Annotated in this window: 14 protein-coding genes; 6 read left to right on the plus strand and 8 right to left on the minus strand. The window is 63.0% G+C overall.

Annotated features, from left to right (window positions below; genetic code table 11):
- Nucleotides 1–44: 44 nt before the first annotated feature.
- Nucleotides 45–896 carry an IS4 family transposase gene (locus RLEG4DRAFT_RS23230; protein ID WP_003580449.1) on the plus strand — a complete coding sequence of 284 codons (852 nt, stop codon included), beginning with the start codon at nt 45–47 and terminating at the stop codon, nt 894–896.
- A gap of 141 nt (nt 897–1,037) precedes the next feature.
- Here the strand turns inward: RLEG4DRAFT_RS23230 and RLEG4DRAFT_RS23235 are convergent, their stop codons facing one another.
- From RLEG4DRAFT_RS23235 to RLEG4DRAFT_RS23255, 5 genes are all read right to left on the minus strand, one after another.
- Nucleotides 1,038–3,170, minus strand: coding sequence for a beta-galactosidase (locus RLEG4DRAFT_RS23235; protein ID WP_003580450.1), 2,133 nt, complete (start codon nt 3,168–3,170; stop codon nt 1,038–1,040).
- A 12-nt stretch (nt 3,171–3,182) separates the two neighbouring features.
- A complete protein-coding gene (locus RLEG4DRAFT_RS23240; protein ID WP_003580451.1) occupies nt 3,183–4,328 on the minus strand; it encodes an ABC transporter ATP-binding protein in 1,146 nt (381 codons plus the stop codon).
- 37 nt (nt 4,329–4,365) lie between these two features.
- Entirely contained in the window at nt 4,366–5,217 is an 852-nt protein-coding gene (locus RLEG4DRAFT_RS23245) for a carbohydrate ABC transporter permease (protein WP_003580452.1), read from the minus strand.
- A complete protein-coding gene (locus RLEG4DRAFT_RS23250) occupies nt 5,217–6,101 on the minus strand; it encodes a carbohydrate ABC transporter permease (RefSeq protein WP_003580453.1) in 885 nt (294 codons plus the stop codon). Before RLEG4DRAFT_RS23250 ends, RLEG4DRAFT_RS23245 begins: the two co-directional genes overlap by 1 nt.
- Nucleotides 6,102–6,327: 226 nt before the next feature.
- Nucleotides 6,328–7,602 carry an ABC transporter substrate-binding protein gene (locus RLEG4DRAFT_RS23255; RefSeq protein ID WP_003580455.1) on the minus strand — a complete coding sequence of 425 codons (1,275 nt, stop codon included), beginning with the start codon at nt 7,600–7,602 and terminating at the stop codon, nt 6,328–6,330.
- A gap of 194 nt (nt 7,603–7,796) precedes the next feature.
- Between RLEG4DRAFT_RS23255 and RLEG4DRAFT_RS23260 the strand changes: the two genes are divergently transcribed.
- From RLEG4DRAFT_RS23260 to RLEG4DRAFT_RS23275, 4 genes are all read left to right on the plus strand, one after another.
- Nucleotides 7,797–9,011, plus strand: coding sequence for an ROK family protein (locus tag RLEG4DRAFT_RS23260; RefSeq protein WP_003580456.1), 1,215 nt, complete (start codon nt 7,797–7,799; stop codon nt 9,009–9,011).
- A gap of 382 nt (nt 9,012–9,393) precedes the next feature.
- Nucleotides 9,394–9,780, plus strand: coding sequence for a cupin domain-containing protein (locus RLEG4DRAFT_RS23265; protein ID WP_003580457.1), 387 nt, complete (start codon nt 9,394–9,396; stop codon nt 9,778–9,780).
- A gap of 91 nt (nt 9,781–9,871) precedes the next feature.
- Nucleotides 9,872–10,930 carry an alpha/beta fold hydrolase gene (locus tag RLEG4DRAFT_RS23270; RefSeq protein WP_003580458.1) on the plus strand — a complete coding sequence of 353 codons (1,059 nt, stop codon included), beginning with the start codon at nt 9,872–9,874 and terminating at the stop codon, nt 10,928–10,930.
- Between the two features lie 176 nt (nt 10,931–11,106).
- The gene (locus tag RLEG4DRAFT_RS23275) at nt 11,107–12,156 is read left to right on the plus strand and encodes a class I SAM-dependent methyltransferase (RefSeq protein ID WP_003580459.1); all 1,050 of its coding nucleotides are present in this window, start codon (nt 11,107–11,109) and stop codon (nt 12,154–12,156) included.
- A 219-nt stretch (nt 12,157–12,375) separates the two neighbouring features.
- Here RLEG4DRAFT_RS23275 and RLEG4DRAFT_RS23280 read toward each other — a convergent pair whose 3' ends face one another.
- Together RLEG4DRAFT_RS23280 and RLEG4DRAFT_RS23285 are read right to left on the minus strand one after the other, a co-directional pair.
- Nucleotides 12,376–12,831, minus strand: a complete 456-nt coding sequence (locus RLEG4DRAFT_RS23280; protein ID WP_003580460.1) for a DUF4168 domain-containing protein — start codon at nt 12,829–12,831, stop codon at nt 12,376–12,378.
- A 316-nt stretch (nt 12,832–13,147) separates the two neighbouring features.
- Nucleotides 13,148–14,011, minus strand: a complete 864-nt coding sequence (locus RLEG4DRAFT_RS23285) for a DMT family transporter (protein WP_003580462.1) — start codon at nt 14,009–14,011, stop codon at nt 13,148–13,150.
- A gap of 92 nt (nt 14,012–14,103) precedes the next feature.
- On the opposite strand from RLEG4DRAFT_RS23285, the gene RLEG4DRAFT_RS23290 reads away from it, so the two are divergent.
- Nucleotides 14,104–15,525 carry a PLP-dependent aminotransferase family protein gene (locus RLEG4DRAFT_RS23290; protein WP_037094058.1) on the plus strand — a complete coding sequence of 474 codons (1,422 nt, stop codon included), beginning with the start codon at nt 14,104–14,106 and terminating at the stop codon, nt 15,523–15,525.
- 267 nt (nt 15,526–15,792) lie between these two features.
- Here RLEG4DRAFT_RS23290 and RLEG4DRAFT_RS23295 read toward each other — a convergent pair whose 3' ends face one another.
- A complete protein-coding gene (locus RLEG4DRAFT_RS23295; RefSeq protein WP_003580466.1) occupies nt 15,793–16,194 on the minus strand; it encodes a response regulator in 402 nt (133 codons plus the stop codon).
- Nucleotides 16,195–16,201 lie beyond the last annotated feature (7 nt).

Consider the following 16,201-nt stretch of genomic DNA (forward strand, 5'->3'; position numbering starts at 1 on the left):
GCCGAGCAGACTAAGGTGCCGGCAGGGCGCTGGCGGGGTATCGCTTGCGTGTGCTCGATGGAACGTCGATCTGCCACCCGGGCGCTGACCGCACGACATGGCGGTTGCATGTCGGCTACGACCTGGCAACGGCTCAAGTCGATCAGCTTGAGTTGACCGACATCCATGGTGCCGAGAACCTTCAGCGCCTCACCTACGCACCCGGTAATATCGTGCTGGCCGATCGCTACTATGCAAGACCGCGCGATCTGCGGCCGGTGATCGACGCCGGCGCAGACTTCATCGTGCGAACCGGCTGGAATTCGTTGCGTCTGCTGCAGCCGAATGGCGATCCCTTTGATTTGTTTGCCGCGCTCGCTGCTCAGCAAGAACAGGAAAGTGAACTCAAGGTTCGTATCCACGAAGGCGTGAAGGCGGCGACGCCACTGGTCCTGCGCCTGGTTATCCGGCGCAAGGATCCGCAACAGGTGGAAGCCGAGCACAAACGCCTGCTCAAGGACGCCAGCAAGCGCGGCAAACAACCCGATCCGCGCAGTCTGGAGGCGGCGAAGTACATTCTGCTGCTGACCTCGCTGCCGGCCACCTTCCCGCCGACAGATATTCTCACCCTTTATCGCTTCCGTTGGCAAATCGAGCTGGCGTTCAAACGCTTCAAGAGCCTGGCCGGTCTCGACAGCTTGCCGGCCAAGAAGCCAGAACTGGCGCAGGCTTGGCTCTACGCCAGACTGATCGTGGCCATCATCGCCGAACAGATTGCCGGGCAAGTCCCGGACTCTCCCCCCTCTGGATACGCCAATCCCACAGGCAAGCCCGTCACGCTGGCGTCTCATGAAGATCGCCCTGAGCACCATTCACGCCGCCATCCGCGGATCGCTGCTGTGGCAGGCCGTCTGTAATCTCGTCACCCGAAGTCGGCGCCACCTCTGTGAGCCGCCACGCCGACGTCGAAAACAATGCGATTATCTGAATGCCCGCCTAACCTAGCGCATATGAGGGTTAGGGTGAGGGGCAGCTCTCTGGCTCATCGAACCGAAACCTCACCCCTCCAGCTCCACAATCGCACAGCCATACCCCCCAAGCTCCAGCCTCCCCATCACCCTCTTCTCACCATCCAGCAAATCCCGCCCGGCCGGCACGCCGCCGATTGTCGCCGGCTGATCGGTATAGTTCTGCACGAAGAGCAGCCGCCGCTCGGTATTCATTCGCATCGTTACCTCAACACCCTCGGGCAGGCCGCCGACCAGTGGCTCGATGCCGGCTGAGGCAAACAGGCGTTCGGTCAGCGCCTCGGTCAGATCGGGCGTCAAATAGGTGCCGAGATAGACCACCTGGCCTTTGCCGACCTTGCGGGAGGTCGCCATCGGCTGGCCTTCGGCATAGCGGTTGGACCAGGCGGCGATGACTTCGACGTCGGGGTCGATGGTGAGGTTTTCATAGAAGTGGCCGCCGACCATTTCGCGGTTGCCGATCTTGAAGCGGCGCTGGCGGCGGTTGCTTTCGGCCGGCTTGTTCGGCGGGATGACCAGGCCGCCGGAGCGCTCCATCACATCGAACAGGCCGTTGGCGCCGGGGGCTGCGAGACGGCCGAAATCTTCGACGCGCACGCCGGTCAGTTTCGAAAGTGCGGTGCCCGGCGCGGTCTCGCGGATGACGTGGTTGTCTTGCGTGCGGGTGCCGGTGCGGGCGCCGATGACGACTGTGCCGCCGGATGCGGCGAAAGCTTTGAGCTTGGCCGTCCATTCGTCCTTCCACATCACCCAATGGGGGATATAGAAGAGCTTCAGCCTGGAAAGATCGTCCTCGGGATGGATGAAGCCGCAGGCGATGCCGCGATCAAAGCAATATTGGTGCAGCAGGATCGCATCGTCCTGCGGGCTCGGCAGACCGATCGGATAGGTCTTGTGGGCTTCCTGATTGTCGAAGTCGGAGCCGGCGATGCCGACATCCATGCGCACATAGGTGCCGAGGATCTTCGGCTGCAGCGCCGTCATCTCGGTCGCAAAGCGCGTGGCCTCCTCATAGCGATGGCGGCCGATATCGTCATGGTCGATGATGCCCATCCAGTAGATCTCGGCGCCGAAATGGGCCGGCCGCCAGCGGAAGAACATCAGGCCGTCAGCGCCGTGGGCAACGGAGGAGAGCGCCATGCGGCGCAGCTCGCCCGGCTCCGGCGTCAGCGTGCAGAAGCCCGGCTGGCTGCCGAAGCCCGATTGCTGCTCGGGCACGATGTAATTGCCGGAAAAGCCGCGGCAGATATCGAGGTGCAGCGCCTGCACCTTGGCGTGGTTGCCGAGCCGCATGAACTCGTCATAGAGCATCGGATAGATGTCATAGCCGACGAAATCGAGATCCTTGCTGAACTGGCCGCGGAAATCGATATCCCTCAAGCCGCCGAGATTGTGGAAGACGAACCAGGACGGTTTGACGGCGCGCAGGATCTCGACCTGGTCGTGCTGGAAACGCGCCGTCGAGAAGGCCAGGAAGCGGTGGTAATCCTGCAGATGGCCAGGGCTTGGGAAGGTCGGGCCGAACTCGATCGGCAGCACCACCTGGTCGAAGCTGTCATAGGCCGTCGCCCAGAAATCGCCGCCCCAGGCGGTGTTGAGCTTTGATATCTCGCGGTATCTGTCGGCGAGGAAGGCTTGGAATTCGGTGAGCGTCGCCTGGGAAAAACTCTCCGGCATGCTGGTGTTCAGTTCGTTGTCGGTCTGCCAGCCGACGACGAAGGGATTGTCGCGATAGTGCTCGGCCATAGCCTGGGTGATGCGCTTGCTGTGCTCGCGGAAGACCGGGCTTGCCGTGTCGCAGTGCTGGCGCGAGCCGTGGCTCATCGGCCGGCCCTTGCCGTCGACCCTTAAAATCTCGGGGTGCGCGGATGTCAGCCAGCGCGGCGGTGTCGCCGTCGGCGTGCACATGATGGTGTCGATGCCGTGGCGCCCGAGGATTGATATGGCGCGGTCGAACAGGTCGAAGTCGAAGGTGCCGAGCTTCGGCTCGAGAATGTGCCAGGCGAATTCGGCCATTCTGACGACGTTGAAGCCGGCTTTGGCCATGCGCTCGGCGTCGCGCTCCCAATAGCTTTCATCGACATGTTCGGGATAGTGCGGCGCACCGACGAGGAAGCGGTCGGTCTTGACGGTGTTCCATACGGAGAGGGTCTTGTCGGACACGGATGTCTTTCCTTATCTGTCGAGAATGGTCTTGCGGGCGCTGATCGTGCGGCCGCCTTCGGATGAAAAGAGATAGAGTTCGCGGGCGTCGAGCTTCAGCGCGACGTTCTGCTCGGCGGCAAAGGGCGCGACGTAGGAGAGCTGCGCCGTGATGTTGCCGGTGCCGCTCTCCGAGGCGATGGTGCGGAGATTGCCGGCATCGACATAAAGGATGGTTTCGCGGCCGAGATGCTCGACCAGCCGGATCTGGCCGTGGATCGCCCCGCCCTCGCCGCCATCGGCGACCATCGAGATCGCCTCCGGCCGGACGCCGAGCGTGAGATCGCTGCCTTTCGGCAGCGCCGTCGCCGCCGCCAGCTCGACCGTTACCGGCACGAGGCCCGGTGCGGAGACGGTGACGTTGCGGCCGGAAACCTCGTCGACGGTGACGCCGAGGAAATTCATTCTGGGTGCACCGAGGAAGCCGGAGACGAAGAGATTGTCGGGGTTGCGGTAGAGCTCCAGCGGCGAGCCGACCTGCTCGATGATGCCCTGGTTCAACACGACGATCCGGCTTGCCATGGTCATCGCCTCCACCTGATCGTGGGTGACATAGACCATGGTGGCGCCGAGTTCGGCATGCAGGCTGCTCAATTCGACGCGCATCTGGGTGCGGAGCGCCGCATCGAGGTTCGACAGCGGCTCATCGAACAGGAAGACCTCGGGCGAGCGGGTGATCGCCCGGCCGATCGCCACGCGCTGCCGCTGGCCGCCGGAAAGCTGTTTCGGCCGTTTATCCAGCTGGTCGGTGATCCTGAGGATTTTGGCGGCGCGCGCCACGGCGGCCTCGATTTCGGCCTTCGGGCGTTTCGCCATCCTGAGGCCGAAGCCCATATTCTCGGCCACCGTCATATGCGGATAGAGCGCATAGGATTGGAAGACCATGGCAATACCACGATCGCCCGGCTCCTGCTTGCTGACATCACGGCCGTTGATCAGGATCTGGCCGGAGGAAATCGCCTCCAGGCCGGCGATCGACTTCAACAGCGTGGACTTGCCGCAGCCCGACGGCCCGACCATGACGATGAACTCGCCTTGCGCCACGGAAAGATCGATACCGCGCAGCGCATGATAGGCGCCGTAATTCTTGTTGATATCTAGGAGTTCGAGACTGGTCATATCGCGGCCCTCTCTTGTTGAAACTGAAGACGCTCGCTCATCCCTTCACCGCGCCCATGGTCAGGCCGGCGATGAAGTGACGCTGCATCAGGAAGAACATCACGACCGGCGGCACGGCGACGACGATGGTGCCTGCTGAAATCAGGTTCCAGGCCGAGACCCATTCGCCGCGCAGATTGGCAAGGCCCGCCGTCACCGGCTTGACGCTGTCGCTGACGGTCAGCACCACGGCCCAGAAATAATCGTTCCAGATGAAGGTGAAGATCAGGATGGCAAGGGCTGCCAGCGCCGGCCGCACCAGCGGGATCGCCACATGGATGAGCGTCTGAAACGGCGACGCCCCCTCGGCGCGGGCAGCCTGGAACAGTTCGTCCGGAAGGGCGGCGATGAAATTGCGCATGAACAGCGTCGCAAAGCCGGTCTGGAAGGCGACGTGGAAGATGATCAGCGCCGCCGTGGTGTCGATCAGGTCGAGCTGCACCATCAGGTCGCGCACCGGGATCATCATGATCTGATGCGGCAGGAAATTGCCGCCGACGAACAGCGCGAAGATCAGCATATTGCCGGGAAAGCGGTAGCGCGACAGCACGTAGCCGGCGAGCGTCGAGAGCGCCAGCACGCCGATCACCGAGGGGATGGTGATGATCAGGCTGTTGAGGAAGTAGCGGGCCATCGGCGTCTGGGTGAAGACATCGGTGTAATTGTCGATGACGCCGATGCCGGTCGGCCAGCCCCACAGATTGCCGCCCATGACATCCTCGGTCGAGCGGAAGGAGGTGAGGATGATCGCAAACAGCGGGCAGAGCCAGAGCAACAGCACGATGACGACGGCAAGCACATAGAGGCGGCGCTGCCAGACGGCGGCTTCGGGAATGGGACGAGGATACATCAGCCTCCCCTTTCTTCGCTGCGGATGATGTGGCTGAGATACCAGGCGATGAAGACGGCCATGATCACGAAGAGCACCGAGGCGATCGCCGCGCCGTAACCGAAGCGGTAGGAGAAGATCGACTGCTCGTACATCTGGTAGGCGAGCACCGAGGACGAGCCGAACGGCCCGCCCGATGTCATCACCGACACCATGTCGAAGGAGCGCAGCGCACCGACGACGGTAACGGCAATGGCGATGAAGGTGACCTGCGTCAGCTGCGGCAGCACGATGTGCCACAGCATGTTCCAGCCCCGTGCGCCATCGACGCGGCCGGCGCCGATCAGCTCTTCGCTCAAATTGTTGAGGCCGGCGAGATAGAGCACCATGCAGAAGGTGATCTGCGGCCAGAGCGCGGCAATGACGATGGCGAAGGTGACGAAATGTTCGTCGGACAGCACCGCCGGCGCCGTCGCCCCGAAGGCCCGGAAGATCAGCGCCAGCAGCCCGAATTCCGGCGTATACACCCAGGTGAAGACGACACCGACCGTCACCGAGGCGAGCACCAGCGGAATGAAGAACAGCGACTTCAAAAAGCGCATGCCGCGGATTTTCTGATTGACCAAGAGCGCGATGGCGAGCCCGATCGGCGGGGCGGCCATGAACATCACCAGCCAGATCAGGTTGTTTTTCAGCGACACGTAGAATTGCGGATCGTTGTAGAGCTCGACGTAATTGCCAAGCCCGATCCAGACCATCGGCCCGAAACCGTCCCACTCGTGAAAACTGATCCAGACGCTGCGCACCGCCGACAGCAGGATGACGGTGAAGAAGAGCAGGATCGCCGGCGCGATCAGCAAAACCGGGGTCAGCCACCAACGCTGGCGGCGCCATAATGTCTGCATGTCCAGAACCTCATTTAGGACAAGGCAAGCGGCGAAGCCTGCCCCTCATCCGGCTGCCCGTGTCGGGCTGCCCCTCATCCGGCTGCCGCCACCTTCTCCCCGTAAACGGGGCGAAGGGGAAATGCCGCAACCTCTCCGTCCCTCGCCAACGTCGCGCAGGGCACGTCCCCTCTCCCCGCAAGCGGGGAGAGGGTTAGGGTGAGAGGCAGCCTCAAGGCGCCTTGGCTCAAATCTTGTAAATCCGCTTGCGCGTGCCCTCGAGCCGGGTGAGGATCGCCTTGCGCCGGTCGGGCTTGGCCATGAATTCCTGGAAGCCGACCAGGCCGGCCTGGGCCATATCCGGGTCGCTGTCGCGGTCGTAATATTGCGAGGTGCCCTGCACCGTCTTCATCGTCTCCACGGCGATATTGACGAGCGGATCCTTGCTCGGCGGCAGGTCGTTGCGCGGCGGCACGTTGCCGCCCGGCTCCAGATAGGTGGCCAGGTTTTCCGGCCGATAGAAATAGGCGAGGAATTCGCGGGCGCCCTGCTTGTTCTTCGCCTTGGCGGGAATGTGGATCGAATTGACCGAGAACTCCTCGAAGTGGCCGACCTTGGAATCGAGCACCGGGAACGTCGCGTAGCCAAGCTGCGGCAGGTCCGCTTCGGTGAAGGCCGAGCGCAGAAAGGCGCCGAGGTTCATCATGCCGGCCTTCTTCTGCGCCAGCAGCGCTGCGGCCTCCTGCCAGCCGAAGGAGGTGTGGTTCGGCGTGAAGAAGCCCTTTGATATCATCGCTTCCCACTGGTCGAAGACGGGGGTGAGCGCCGGATCGAGATAGCTCATCTCGCCGTTCATCAGCGCCAAATGTTTGTCGAGGCCATTGATGCGCAGATTCATCTGGTCGAACCAGCCGGCCGCCGGCCACAATTCCTTGGTGCCCATCGCAACCGGGGTGATGCCGGCGGCCTTGCACTTGTCGCCATAGGCCATGAACTCCTCGGCCGTTTTCGGCACGGTCAGGCCATGCTGCTCGAACACGTCCTTGCGGTAGAACATGCCCCAGAGCGTGCCGCCTGTGGGAAGCCCGTACTGCTTGCCGTCTTCGGTGACGGCGCCGGCCGTCGCCCCCAGCACGTCCTTGTATTTTTCCTTCTCGAAGAGATCGGAGATATCGTCGAACAGGCCGCGCTTGACGAAGGCGCGCATGCGGTTGCCTGAGAACCAGGAGCAGACATCGGGGGCGCCGGCGACGAGATAGTTGCGGATCGCCGTCTTGTGGGCCTCGTGATCCATATTGTTGATGACGACATTGACGCCAGCTTCCTTGCTGAAGCCAGCCGCTATCGCCTTCAGCGCGTCGAGTGCGGCCGCATTGTTTTCGTCGGAGATCATCGTCACCTCCTGGGCCTGCGCGATCGCAGGAATGGGAAAGCTGCCGGTGACGGCTGCGGCAGAAACCAGGCCCGCGCCCTTCAGGAAGCGTCTGCGGGTGGTCGACGGAAATTGCTTCAAAAATGTCATTGAATTCCTCCCAGTTGATCGATCGACATCTCCCGACCGCCGCCTCCTCCGTGAAACGACCGACCAGGTTTTCAGCGTTGCGATCCACCCGCAATTCCAGCGATAATCCGCTTGGCTGAGTTGATCGGCGGCCGAACTTATGCATAGATCTCAGCAGCCCGCAATAATTAATTTACAAAATTAAGGAATGCATCGTGAAGTTAAAAGGCGACCAGACCACGGCGAGAGCCATGAACCGACGCCTCATCCTCAACCTTCTCCGCCGTGAAGGGCCGAGGAGCCGCGCCGACATCGCCACCGTCATCGGCCTGAGCCCGGCCGCCGTCACATTCGTCGTCACCGACCTTCTGGAGGAAGGCATCGTCGTCGAAGGCAAGACCGTGCCCGGCCTCACCGGCCGCCGGCCGATCCCGGTCGATATCAACTACGAACACGCGCTTGCAGTCGGCTTCAAGCTGATGGTGGATTCGGTGGAGTGCGTGGCGACCGACCTTGCCACCAACCCGGTCGCCGCCATGCGGGTCAGCCTTGCCGGCCACGATCCTGACAAGGTCGCCGACCTCTTGGCCGGCACCGTGCCCGAACTGGTCAAACTCGCCGGCCGGCCCGACGCCAAGCTCGCCGGCATCGGCATCTCCATGCCCGGCGTCATCAATCACGAACAGACCGCCTGCGTGCGCAGCCACCGCTTCGGCTGGAACAACGTCCCCCTCGCCTCGCTGCTGGCTGCCCGCGTGCATGTGCCGGTCTGGCTGGAAGACGATACCAACGCCTATGCCATCGCCCAGCAGTTGTTCGGGCTCGGCCGCCAGCACCGCAACATGGCGGTGCTCGCTGTCGGCGTCGGCATCAGCTGCGCGCTGGTGATCGACGGCAAACTCTATCGCGGCGCCAATGGTGCTGCCGGCAAATTCGGCCATACGCTTTTTGAGGAAGGCGGCCGGCTCTGCGAATGCGGCAAACGCGGCTGTCTGATGGCCTATCACTCGGAACTGTCGATGCTGCGCCGCTGGCGCGAAGCAACCGGCGGCGGCGAGGAACTCGGCCTCCCCGAACTCTGCGACGCCCTCGCCTCAGGCGACGCGACCGCCACCGCCCTCGTCGGAGATTCCGGCCGCGGCATCGGCACCGCCCTTGCCAATCTCGTCAACATCACCGACCCCGAAGTCATCGTCGCCGGCGGCGAAGCCGTCTCGCTCGGCGACCCCTTCCTGACGCCGCTCCGCGAAGCGCTCGCGGCCCGAACCTTCCGCACCGCCCCGCCGCTTTTGCCCGACTGGGAGGACAACTCCTGGGCCCGGGGCGCCGCCGCGCTGGTGACGCAGAAGATCTTCGACTTCGAATCATCGGGCGGGGTGACGGATATTGCGACTCTGGCAGGAGTTAGAGGCTCGACGTCGGCGGCTTGAGATACGGGTGAGCGGCGGGTCGCCTTGTCGGACAGACCGTGCGGCGCCCCCCTCTGCCCTGCCGGGCATCTCTCCCACAGGTGGGGAGATCACAAGCCGCCCACTCTTCCTGCCCACTTACCAATTCGTCTGGCAGAATCGGTGATTGTTTGAGGAAGCCCGTGCGCCCAGCCGATCTCCCCACCTGTGGGAGAGATGGCCGGCAGGCCAGAGGGGGCTTGTACGGCACGACCTCAACCTTACGCAGATCACCCAGCCGCACCGCAGATACACTGGCTTACAAAAATGCCGGTTTCCCGACACATCCCAGGTTCAATCATCGACTGAAATGACGATGCGACCCGATGAGGCCGCGAAAGGTCAATTCAGGAAGGATGACAAAATGAAAATGATCCAGGCAATAGTGCTCGCCTCTGTTCTCGGCGGCGCGGCAGCAGTGCAGGCGGAACAGCCGATAGAGCGTACCGATCTTATCAGCAACGATATCGATGTGCCCGGCCACGAGGCCGTTCAGGTGCGCGTTGATCTGGCTCCCGGCGTTCTCGCCCCCAGGCATTCGCACCCCGGCGAAGAGATCGCCTTCGTCATCGAGGGAACGCTGGAATACCAGCTCGACGGCCGGCGGCCAGTGACCCTTAACGCCGGCCAATCCCTGTTCATTCCTTCAGGCGTCGTCCACTCGGCAAGGAACGTCGGCAGCGGCAAGGCTTCGGAGCTGGCGACCTATATCGTCCGCAAGGGAGAGACACTGGTGGTGCCGGCCAAGTGAGACCTCGCCAGAATTGGCACGGCGGCGCGAAGGCGCCGCAGGTCACGAGATAGGCCTGTCATGCGGCCTTTGCCTGAGATATTCTCGGCCGATGAAACTCAGCCAGACCATACGGTTCTGCACCTCTGAGGACGGCACGCGGATCGCCGTTGCCTCTTGCGGGAAAGGACAGGTGATCCTGCGGGCGGCGCACTGGCTGAGCCATGTCGATTACGATCTGGAAAGCCCGGTGTGGCGGCCGTGGCTCGAGGCGCTTTCAGCCAACAATCGCTTCGTGCGTTACGATCCGCGCGGCTGCGGCCTTTCGGACCGGCATGTCTCCGACCTCTCGGTCGAGGCCTGGCACACGGATCTCGATGCCGTGGCGGCGTCGATCGAGGAGCCGCGTTTCGTCCTCCTCTGCCTCTCGCAGGGCGGCGCGCTCGGCATCGCCTATGCCTTGCGCCATCCCCAGCGGGTATCGCATCTCGTCCTTCTGAACGCCTACGGCCAGGGCTCCCGCGCCAGGTCCCAGACCGATGCCGAGCGGCTGGAGTCCGAGATGCTCGTCAATTTCGTTCGCGTCGGCTGGGGACGCGACAATCCAGCGTTCTGCCGGTTCTTCACCAACCTCTTCATCCCCGATGGCACGGCTGAACAGCATCGCTGGTGGGGCGATCTCGAGCGCCATACGGCAGCGCCCGATGTCGCCGCGCAACTGCTCTGGCAGATGCAGGGGATCGATGTCATGGACCTTGCCGCCAAGCTTTCCGTGCCGACCTTGATCGCGCATTGCCGCGGCGACATGCGTGTGCCGTTCGACCAGGGCTGCAAGCTTGCCGCCACGATCCCCGGCGCAATCTTCGTGCCGCTGGAAAGCAAGAACCATGTGCTCCTGCCCGACGAGCCCGCCTGGAGCGTCTTCCAGGGAGAACTTGCTGCCTTCCTGGGACAGGATCAATCCGTGCGGTCGCGGGCCGTCCGGGACGCCGGCCTGACGCCCGCCGAGACGGCGCTTCTCGACCTGGTCGCCGAGGGGCTCGACAACCGCGCGATCGCGGAGCGGCTCGGCAAGAGCGTCAAGACCGTGCGCAACCAGCTGTCGGTGATCTTCAGCAAACTTGGTGTGCATAGCCGCTCACAGGCGATCGTCATCGCGCTCTCGGGATAGCTGGCGCAGCAGACAGATACTGCCTTTATCCGGCGCGGACGGGACATCCGTCCTCCCGCATAGGCACATTTCCGGGCTGGCGTGGGACGGCCGACCCATGACCGCCCAGACGATGGGCTTCATGCTTGGAATGATCGGCGGCAGGAGGCCGTCCGAAGTCCGGGAGGAATTTCGACATGACAGCTATCAATGAAACGACGCTCAATGAACTCGTGGGCCGTGTACTTGGCGATCTTGGCGGAGCCGTCAGCGTGCCGCTGGTGCGGATCGGCGATGCGCTCGGCCTGTACAAGACGCTGAAGGAGATCGGGCCGGCGAAGGCCGACGAACTTGCCGATGCGGCGGGATGCGCGTCGCGTTATGTGCGCGAGTGGCTGTCGGCACAAACCGCCTCGGGCTATATCTCGCACGAGCAAGGGCGGTTCTCGCTGACGCCGGAGCAGGCCTTCATCTTTGCGGAGCCGGACAGCCCGGTCAATCTGATCGGCGCCTTCGATACCGCTGCCGCCATGGTCGAGAACCAGCCGAAGGTGCAGGCCGCGTTCAAGACCGGCCGGGGCGTTGCCTGGGGCGATCAGGCCGGCTGCATGTTCTGCGCCGTCGCGCGGCTGTTCCGCCCGGGTTACGTCAATGCCCTCGTCCAGGACTGGCTGCCGGCACTCGATGGCGTCATCGACAAGTTGACGTCAGGTGCTGAGGTGGCCGACGTCGGATGCGGGCATGGACTGTCGACGATCCTGATGGCGCAGGCCTTTCCCAAGTCCCGGTTCACCGGCTACGACTTCCATATGGGCTCGATTGCGGCGGCGAAAGCCCATGCCGAGGCGCATGGTTTGACGAACCTGCATTTCGAGGTCGGCCGGGCGCAGGATTTTAACGGGCGGGACTTCGATCTGATCACCTGCTTCGATTGCCTGCACGACATGGGCGACCCGAAAGCCGCAGCCTCTCACATAAGAAGGGCGTTGAAGGACGGCGGCACCTGGATGGTCGTCGAGCCGATGGCCGGCGATACGCTCGAGGAGAACATCAATCCAGTCGGACGGCTCTACTACTCGGCCTCGACGATGATCTGCGTTCCCACTTCGCTGGCGCAGGAGACCGGGCTGGCACTTGGCGCTCAAGCAGGCGAACGGCGGCTGGCTGACGTAATCCGCTCGGGCGGTTTCACCCAGATCAGGCGCGCGGCCCAGACGCCGCTCAACATGGTACTCGAGGCAACGTGACGTTAAAGGCTGGGGCAATCAAGCCAGGGCATCGCTTGGGTCAAGCGATGCCCTCGCTCCGCCAATCAACAATTACGCCAGCCAACCGCAGCAACTCCCCTTCTCCGCTCGTCAGCGACAGATGCCGGCCGTTTGACTGATGCGGTAACATTTTGAATTACCGCATCATTTTATCGTTCAATCTATTCCGATTTAAGGATTATGCAGAAGCGCGCAGCCCTATTGCTGCTGCTGTGCCGGCGCGGGCGGCGGGGTACCGATCTTTTCCAGAACCTTCTTGGCCAGCGCCGGGTCGCTCTGGGCGGCGGTCAGGATCGAGGAATATTCCTCGACGGAGATGTCGTTTGAGGCTTGGACGGTGTCGACCATCTGCTTCTTGGCTTCTTGCTGCAGCTTCTGCTTTGCAGCCTCGTCCTTCGTCGCGCCGATCTTGGCTGAATATTCCTGCCTGACCTTGTCGACCTGCAGATAGGCAACGGCAAAGGCCTCGAGTTTCTGATCGCTGACGGCGGCGGGCGCAGCCGTGCCGCCGCTCTGCCCCTGCATCGGCGCCTGGCCCTGTGCCGGCGGCTGGGCTTGCGCCTGGGCCGTCTCCACGGCGAATGCCGGGCTGAAAGCAAGCAGGCTGAAGACCGCAGCGGTCATCGTTGCGACGGGTGTGTAACGAGTTATCATATTCGTTCCTTTTCACGTGCATGATTTGATCGGCAGCAAGCCGCCTCGGTCGACCGCCAGCCGCTCAAAGGCTGGCGAGGTCGCGACGATGGAACCTTTAAGAGGGCACGATGCGGCGGCAACGCGGCCATTTGCTGACGATTGAACGGCGGCTTTGTGACCGTCGACATGCCGGCCAGTGTGAAATTCTGCTGCGGCAGAGCGCTACAGATCCTCTCCTAGAGCGGGTCAGGTTTTTACGGAAGCGACCGAACTGCCCTTTTGTTTTTACGCAATCCCGGACGGAAAACCGCTTCGCACTTTTCCTGGAATTGCTCTAGCGCGCAAATCTCCTTGCCCCGGCCACGCACAAAATGACAGCGACCGTCACGGCCAGCATGCTCCACGTCACAGACTCATGCAGCAGGGTGGCGGCGAGCGCCAGGCCGAAGAACGGCTGGAGCAGCTGCAGCTGGCCGACGGCGGCGATGCCGCCCTGCGAGAGGCCGCGATACCAGAAGATGAAGCCGATCAGCATCGAGAACAGCGAGACATAGCCAAGGCCGATCAGCGCCGGCGTTTCGATGCCCGCCAAGCTTGCCGGCCGGTAAAGAAACGCCACCACGGCCATAACCGGCAGCGACAGCACCAGTGCCCAGGAAATCACCTGCCAGCCGCCGAGCGTGCGCGAAAGCCGGCCGCCTTCGGCATAGCCGAGGCCGCAGACAACGATTGCCGCCAGCATCAGCAGGTCACCGATCGGTGATGCCGTCAGGCCCTGCGTCAAGGCGAAGCCCGCCACAAGCGCGCTGCCCAGAACGGAGAACAGCCAGAAGGCCGGTTTCGGGCGTTCTCCGCCGCGGACCACCCCGAAGATCGCCGTTGCCAGCGGCAGCAGGCCGATGAAGACGATGGAATGGGCTGATGTGACATGCTGCAGGGCCAGCGCCGTCAGCAGCGGAAAACCGACCACGACGCCGAACGCCACGACGACAAGAGAGAGAAGATCGCGCCGGCACGGCCGCTTCTCTCGGAAGGCGATCAGCAGGCCAAGCGCCAGAATGCCGGCGATCGCCGCACGCGCGACGGTCAGAAAGACCGGATCGAACTGCATCACCGCCACGCGGGTCGCCGGCAGCGATCCGCTGAAGATCACCACACCGATAAAACCATTGATCCATCCCGATGCCATGCGGTCCATGCTGCGCTGCGCTCCTGCTATTGTTGCCCTGTTTATCGGCCGATACGACTGACTAAAACAGTGACAGTCTGATACAGTTTGGCAAAACTGTTATGGTGCGCAGGCCAGTACGGATGGATGAGAGCATAGCGGGACGCACCCGCGTCGAGATGGTCATGGCGACGATTAGGCAACGCATCGCCGGGCGCAGCCTGACGCCGGGCGCCAAGCTGCCTTCCGTCCGGGGACTGGCGGCGTCGCTGAAACTGTCGACATCGACCGTCGTCGACGCCTATGAGCGTCTGGTCGCTGAAGGCGCGATCCTGGCAAGGCCGGGCTCGGGCTTTTACGTCGCCAACCAGGCAGCACCCTTTGCCCTTGCCGAGGTCGGGCCGAAGCTCGAGCGGGCAGTCGACCCCTTCTGGATATCGCGGCAATCGCTGGAGGCTGATGAAACCGACCTGAAGCCCGGTTGCGGCTGGCTGCCGCCCTCCTGGCTGCCTGGGGAAGGCATGCGCCGCGGGCTCAGAACGCTTGCCCGCGCCGACGGGCCAGCACTTGCCGATTATGGCTCGCCGCTTGGCCTGCCGCCGCTGCGCCAGCTGATTTCGCGGCGCATGGGCGAACGCGGGATCGAGGCCTCCCCGGATCAGATCATGCTGGCCGATTCCGGCACGCAGGCAATCGACCTGCTCTGCCGCTTCCTCCTGGAACCCGGCGACACAGTGTTGGTCGACGATCCCTGCTATTTCAATTTTCACGCTTTGCTGCGAGCCCACCGGGCAAAGATCGTCGGCGTCCCCTATACGCCCTCCGGCCCCGATATCGAGCTGTTTGCGCAGGTCGTCGCCGCGGAGCGGCCGCGGCTCTACATCACCAACTCCGCCATCCACAATCCGACAGGCGCAACGCTTTCCCCGGTGACGGCCCACGGGCTTCTGAAACTCGCCGACCAGTTCGACCTCACCATCATCGAGGACGATATCTTCGCCGATTTCGAGTACACCCCGGCACCCCGCCTGGCCGCCTTCGACGGGCTCGAGCGGGTCATCCACATCGGCAGCTTTTCCAAAACCCTGTCGGCCTCGGCCCGCTGCGGCTTCGTTGCCGCCAAACCCGAATGGATCGACGGGTTGACCGATCTCAAGATCGCCACGTCCTTCGGCGGCGGCCGGTTGACGGCGGAACTGGTGCTGAATGTCTTGAGTGACGGCAGCTATCGCAAACACATGGAGACGCTGCGACAGCGGCTCTCCCGGGCGATGAGCGAGGTGACGACAAAGCTGAAGAACTTGGAGATAACGCCTTGGCTGGAGCCGCAGGCCGGAATGTTCCTCTGGTGCCGCCTGCCCGATGGCATCGACGCGGCTGATGTGGCGCGGGCGGCACTGGAAAAGAGGATCGTTCTGGCGCCGGGAAACGCCTTCAGCCTGTCGCAATCGGCGACGAATTTCATGCGGTTCAACGTGTCGCAGATGTTGGATGCGCGGGTGTTTGCGGTGCTGGGGGATGTGTTGCGCAGGCATAGCGGATGAGAGCGAACGGAGTCGTCGTTGCCCGTCGCTTACGCTTCGTGCATTCGCTCCGACCGTCGCTCACCCCCTCATCTGCCTGCCGGCATCTTCTCCCCGCTGGGGAGAAGGGGAATCGTGCGGCGTCTCGCCCTCTATATCCGCACAGCTCCGGAACAAGGGAGTAACCCCGCGCTCCCCTCTTCTCCCCAGCGGGGAGAAGGTGGCCCGAAGGGTCGGATGAGGGGGCAACACGGCACAACCGTAATCATTGTCTTTCAGCAGCACCCATCAAAACGATCGATTGACCGCCTTGTCGTTACCCAGACGGGTCACGCAGCCTTCGAGCTTGGCGAGCAGCAGATCGAAGTCGAGTGGTTTCGTCAGGTAGTCTGCCGCCCCGGCGCGTAAGCCGGCCAGTGTGTTTTCCCGGTCGGTCAGCGCCGTCAGCAGGATGAAGGGGATGTTGGAGAGCTCGGGGTGATTGATCTGAATTTCGGCCAGGAGCTGGTGCCCGTCCATCACCGGCATGGAAATATCGCTGATGACGATGTCTGGCCATTTGGACAGGATCATTTCCAGCCCTTCGGCGCCGTTCGAGGCCTCGAGCGTCCTGTAGCCGGCTTCGCTCAACTCTTCGACGAGGAGGTTCCGGATCTCGACTTCATCTTCTATGCACAGGACTGTAACCATAAGCTTT

The organism is Rhizobium leguminosarum bv. trifolii WSM2297 (genome assembly GCF_000271845.1).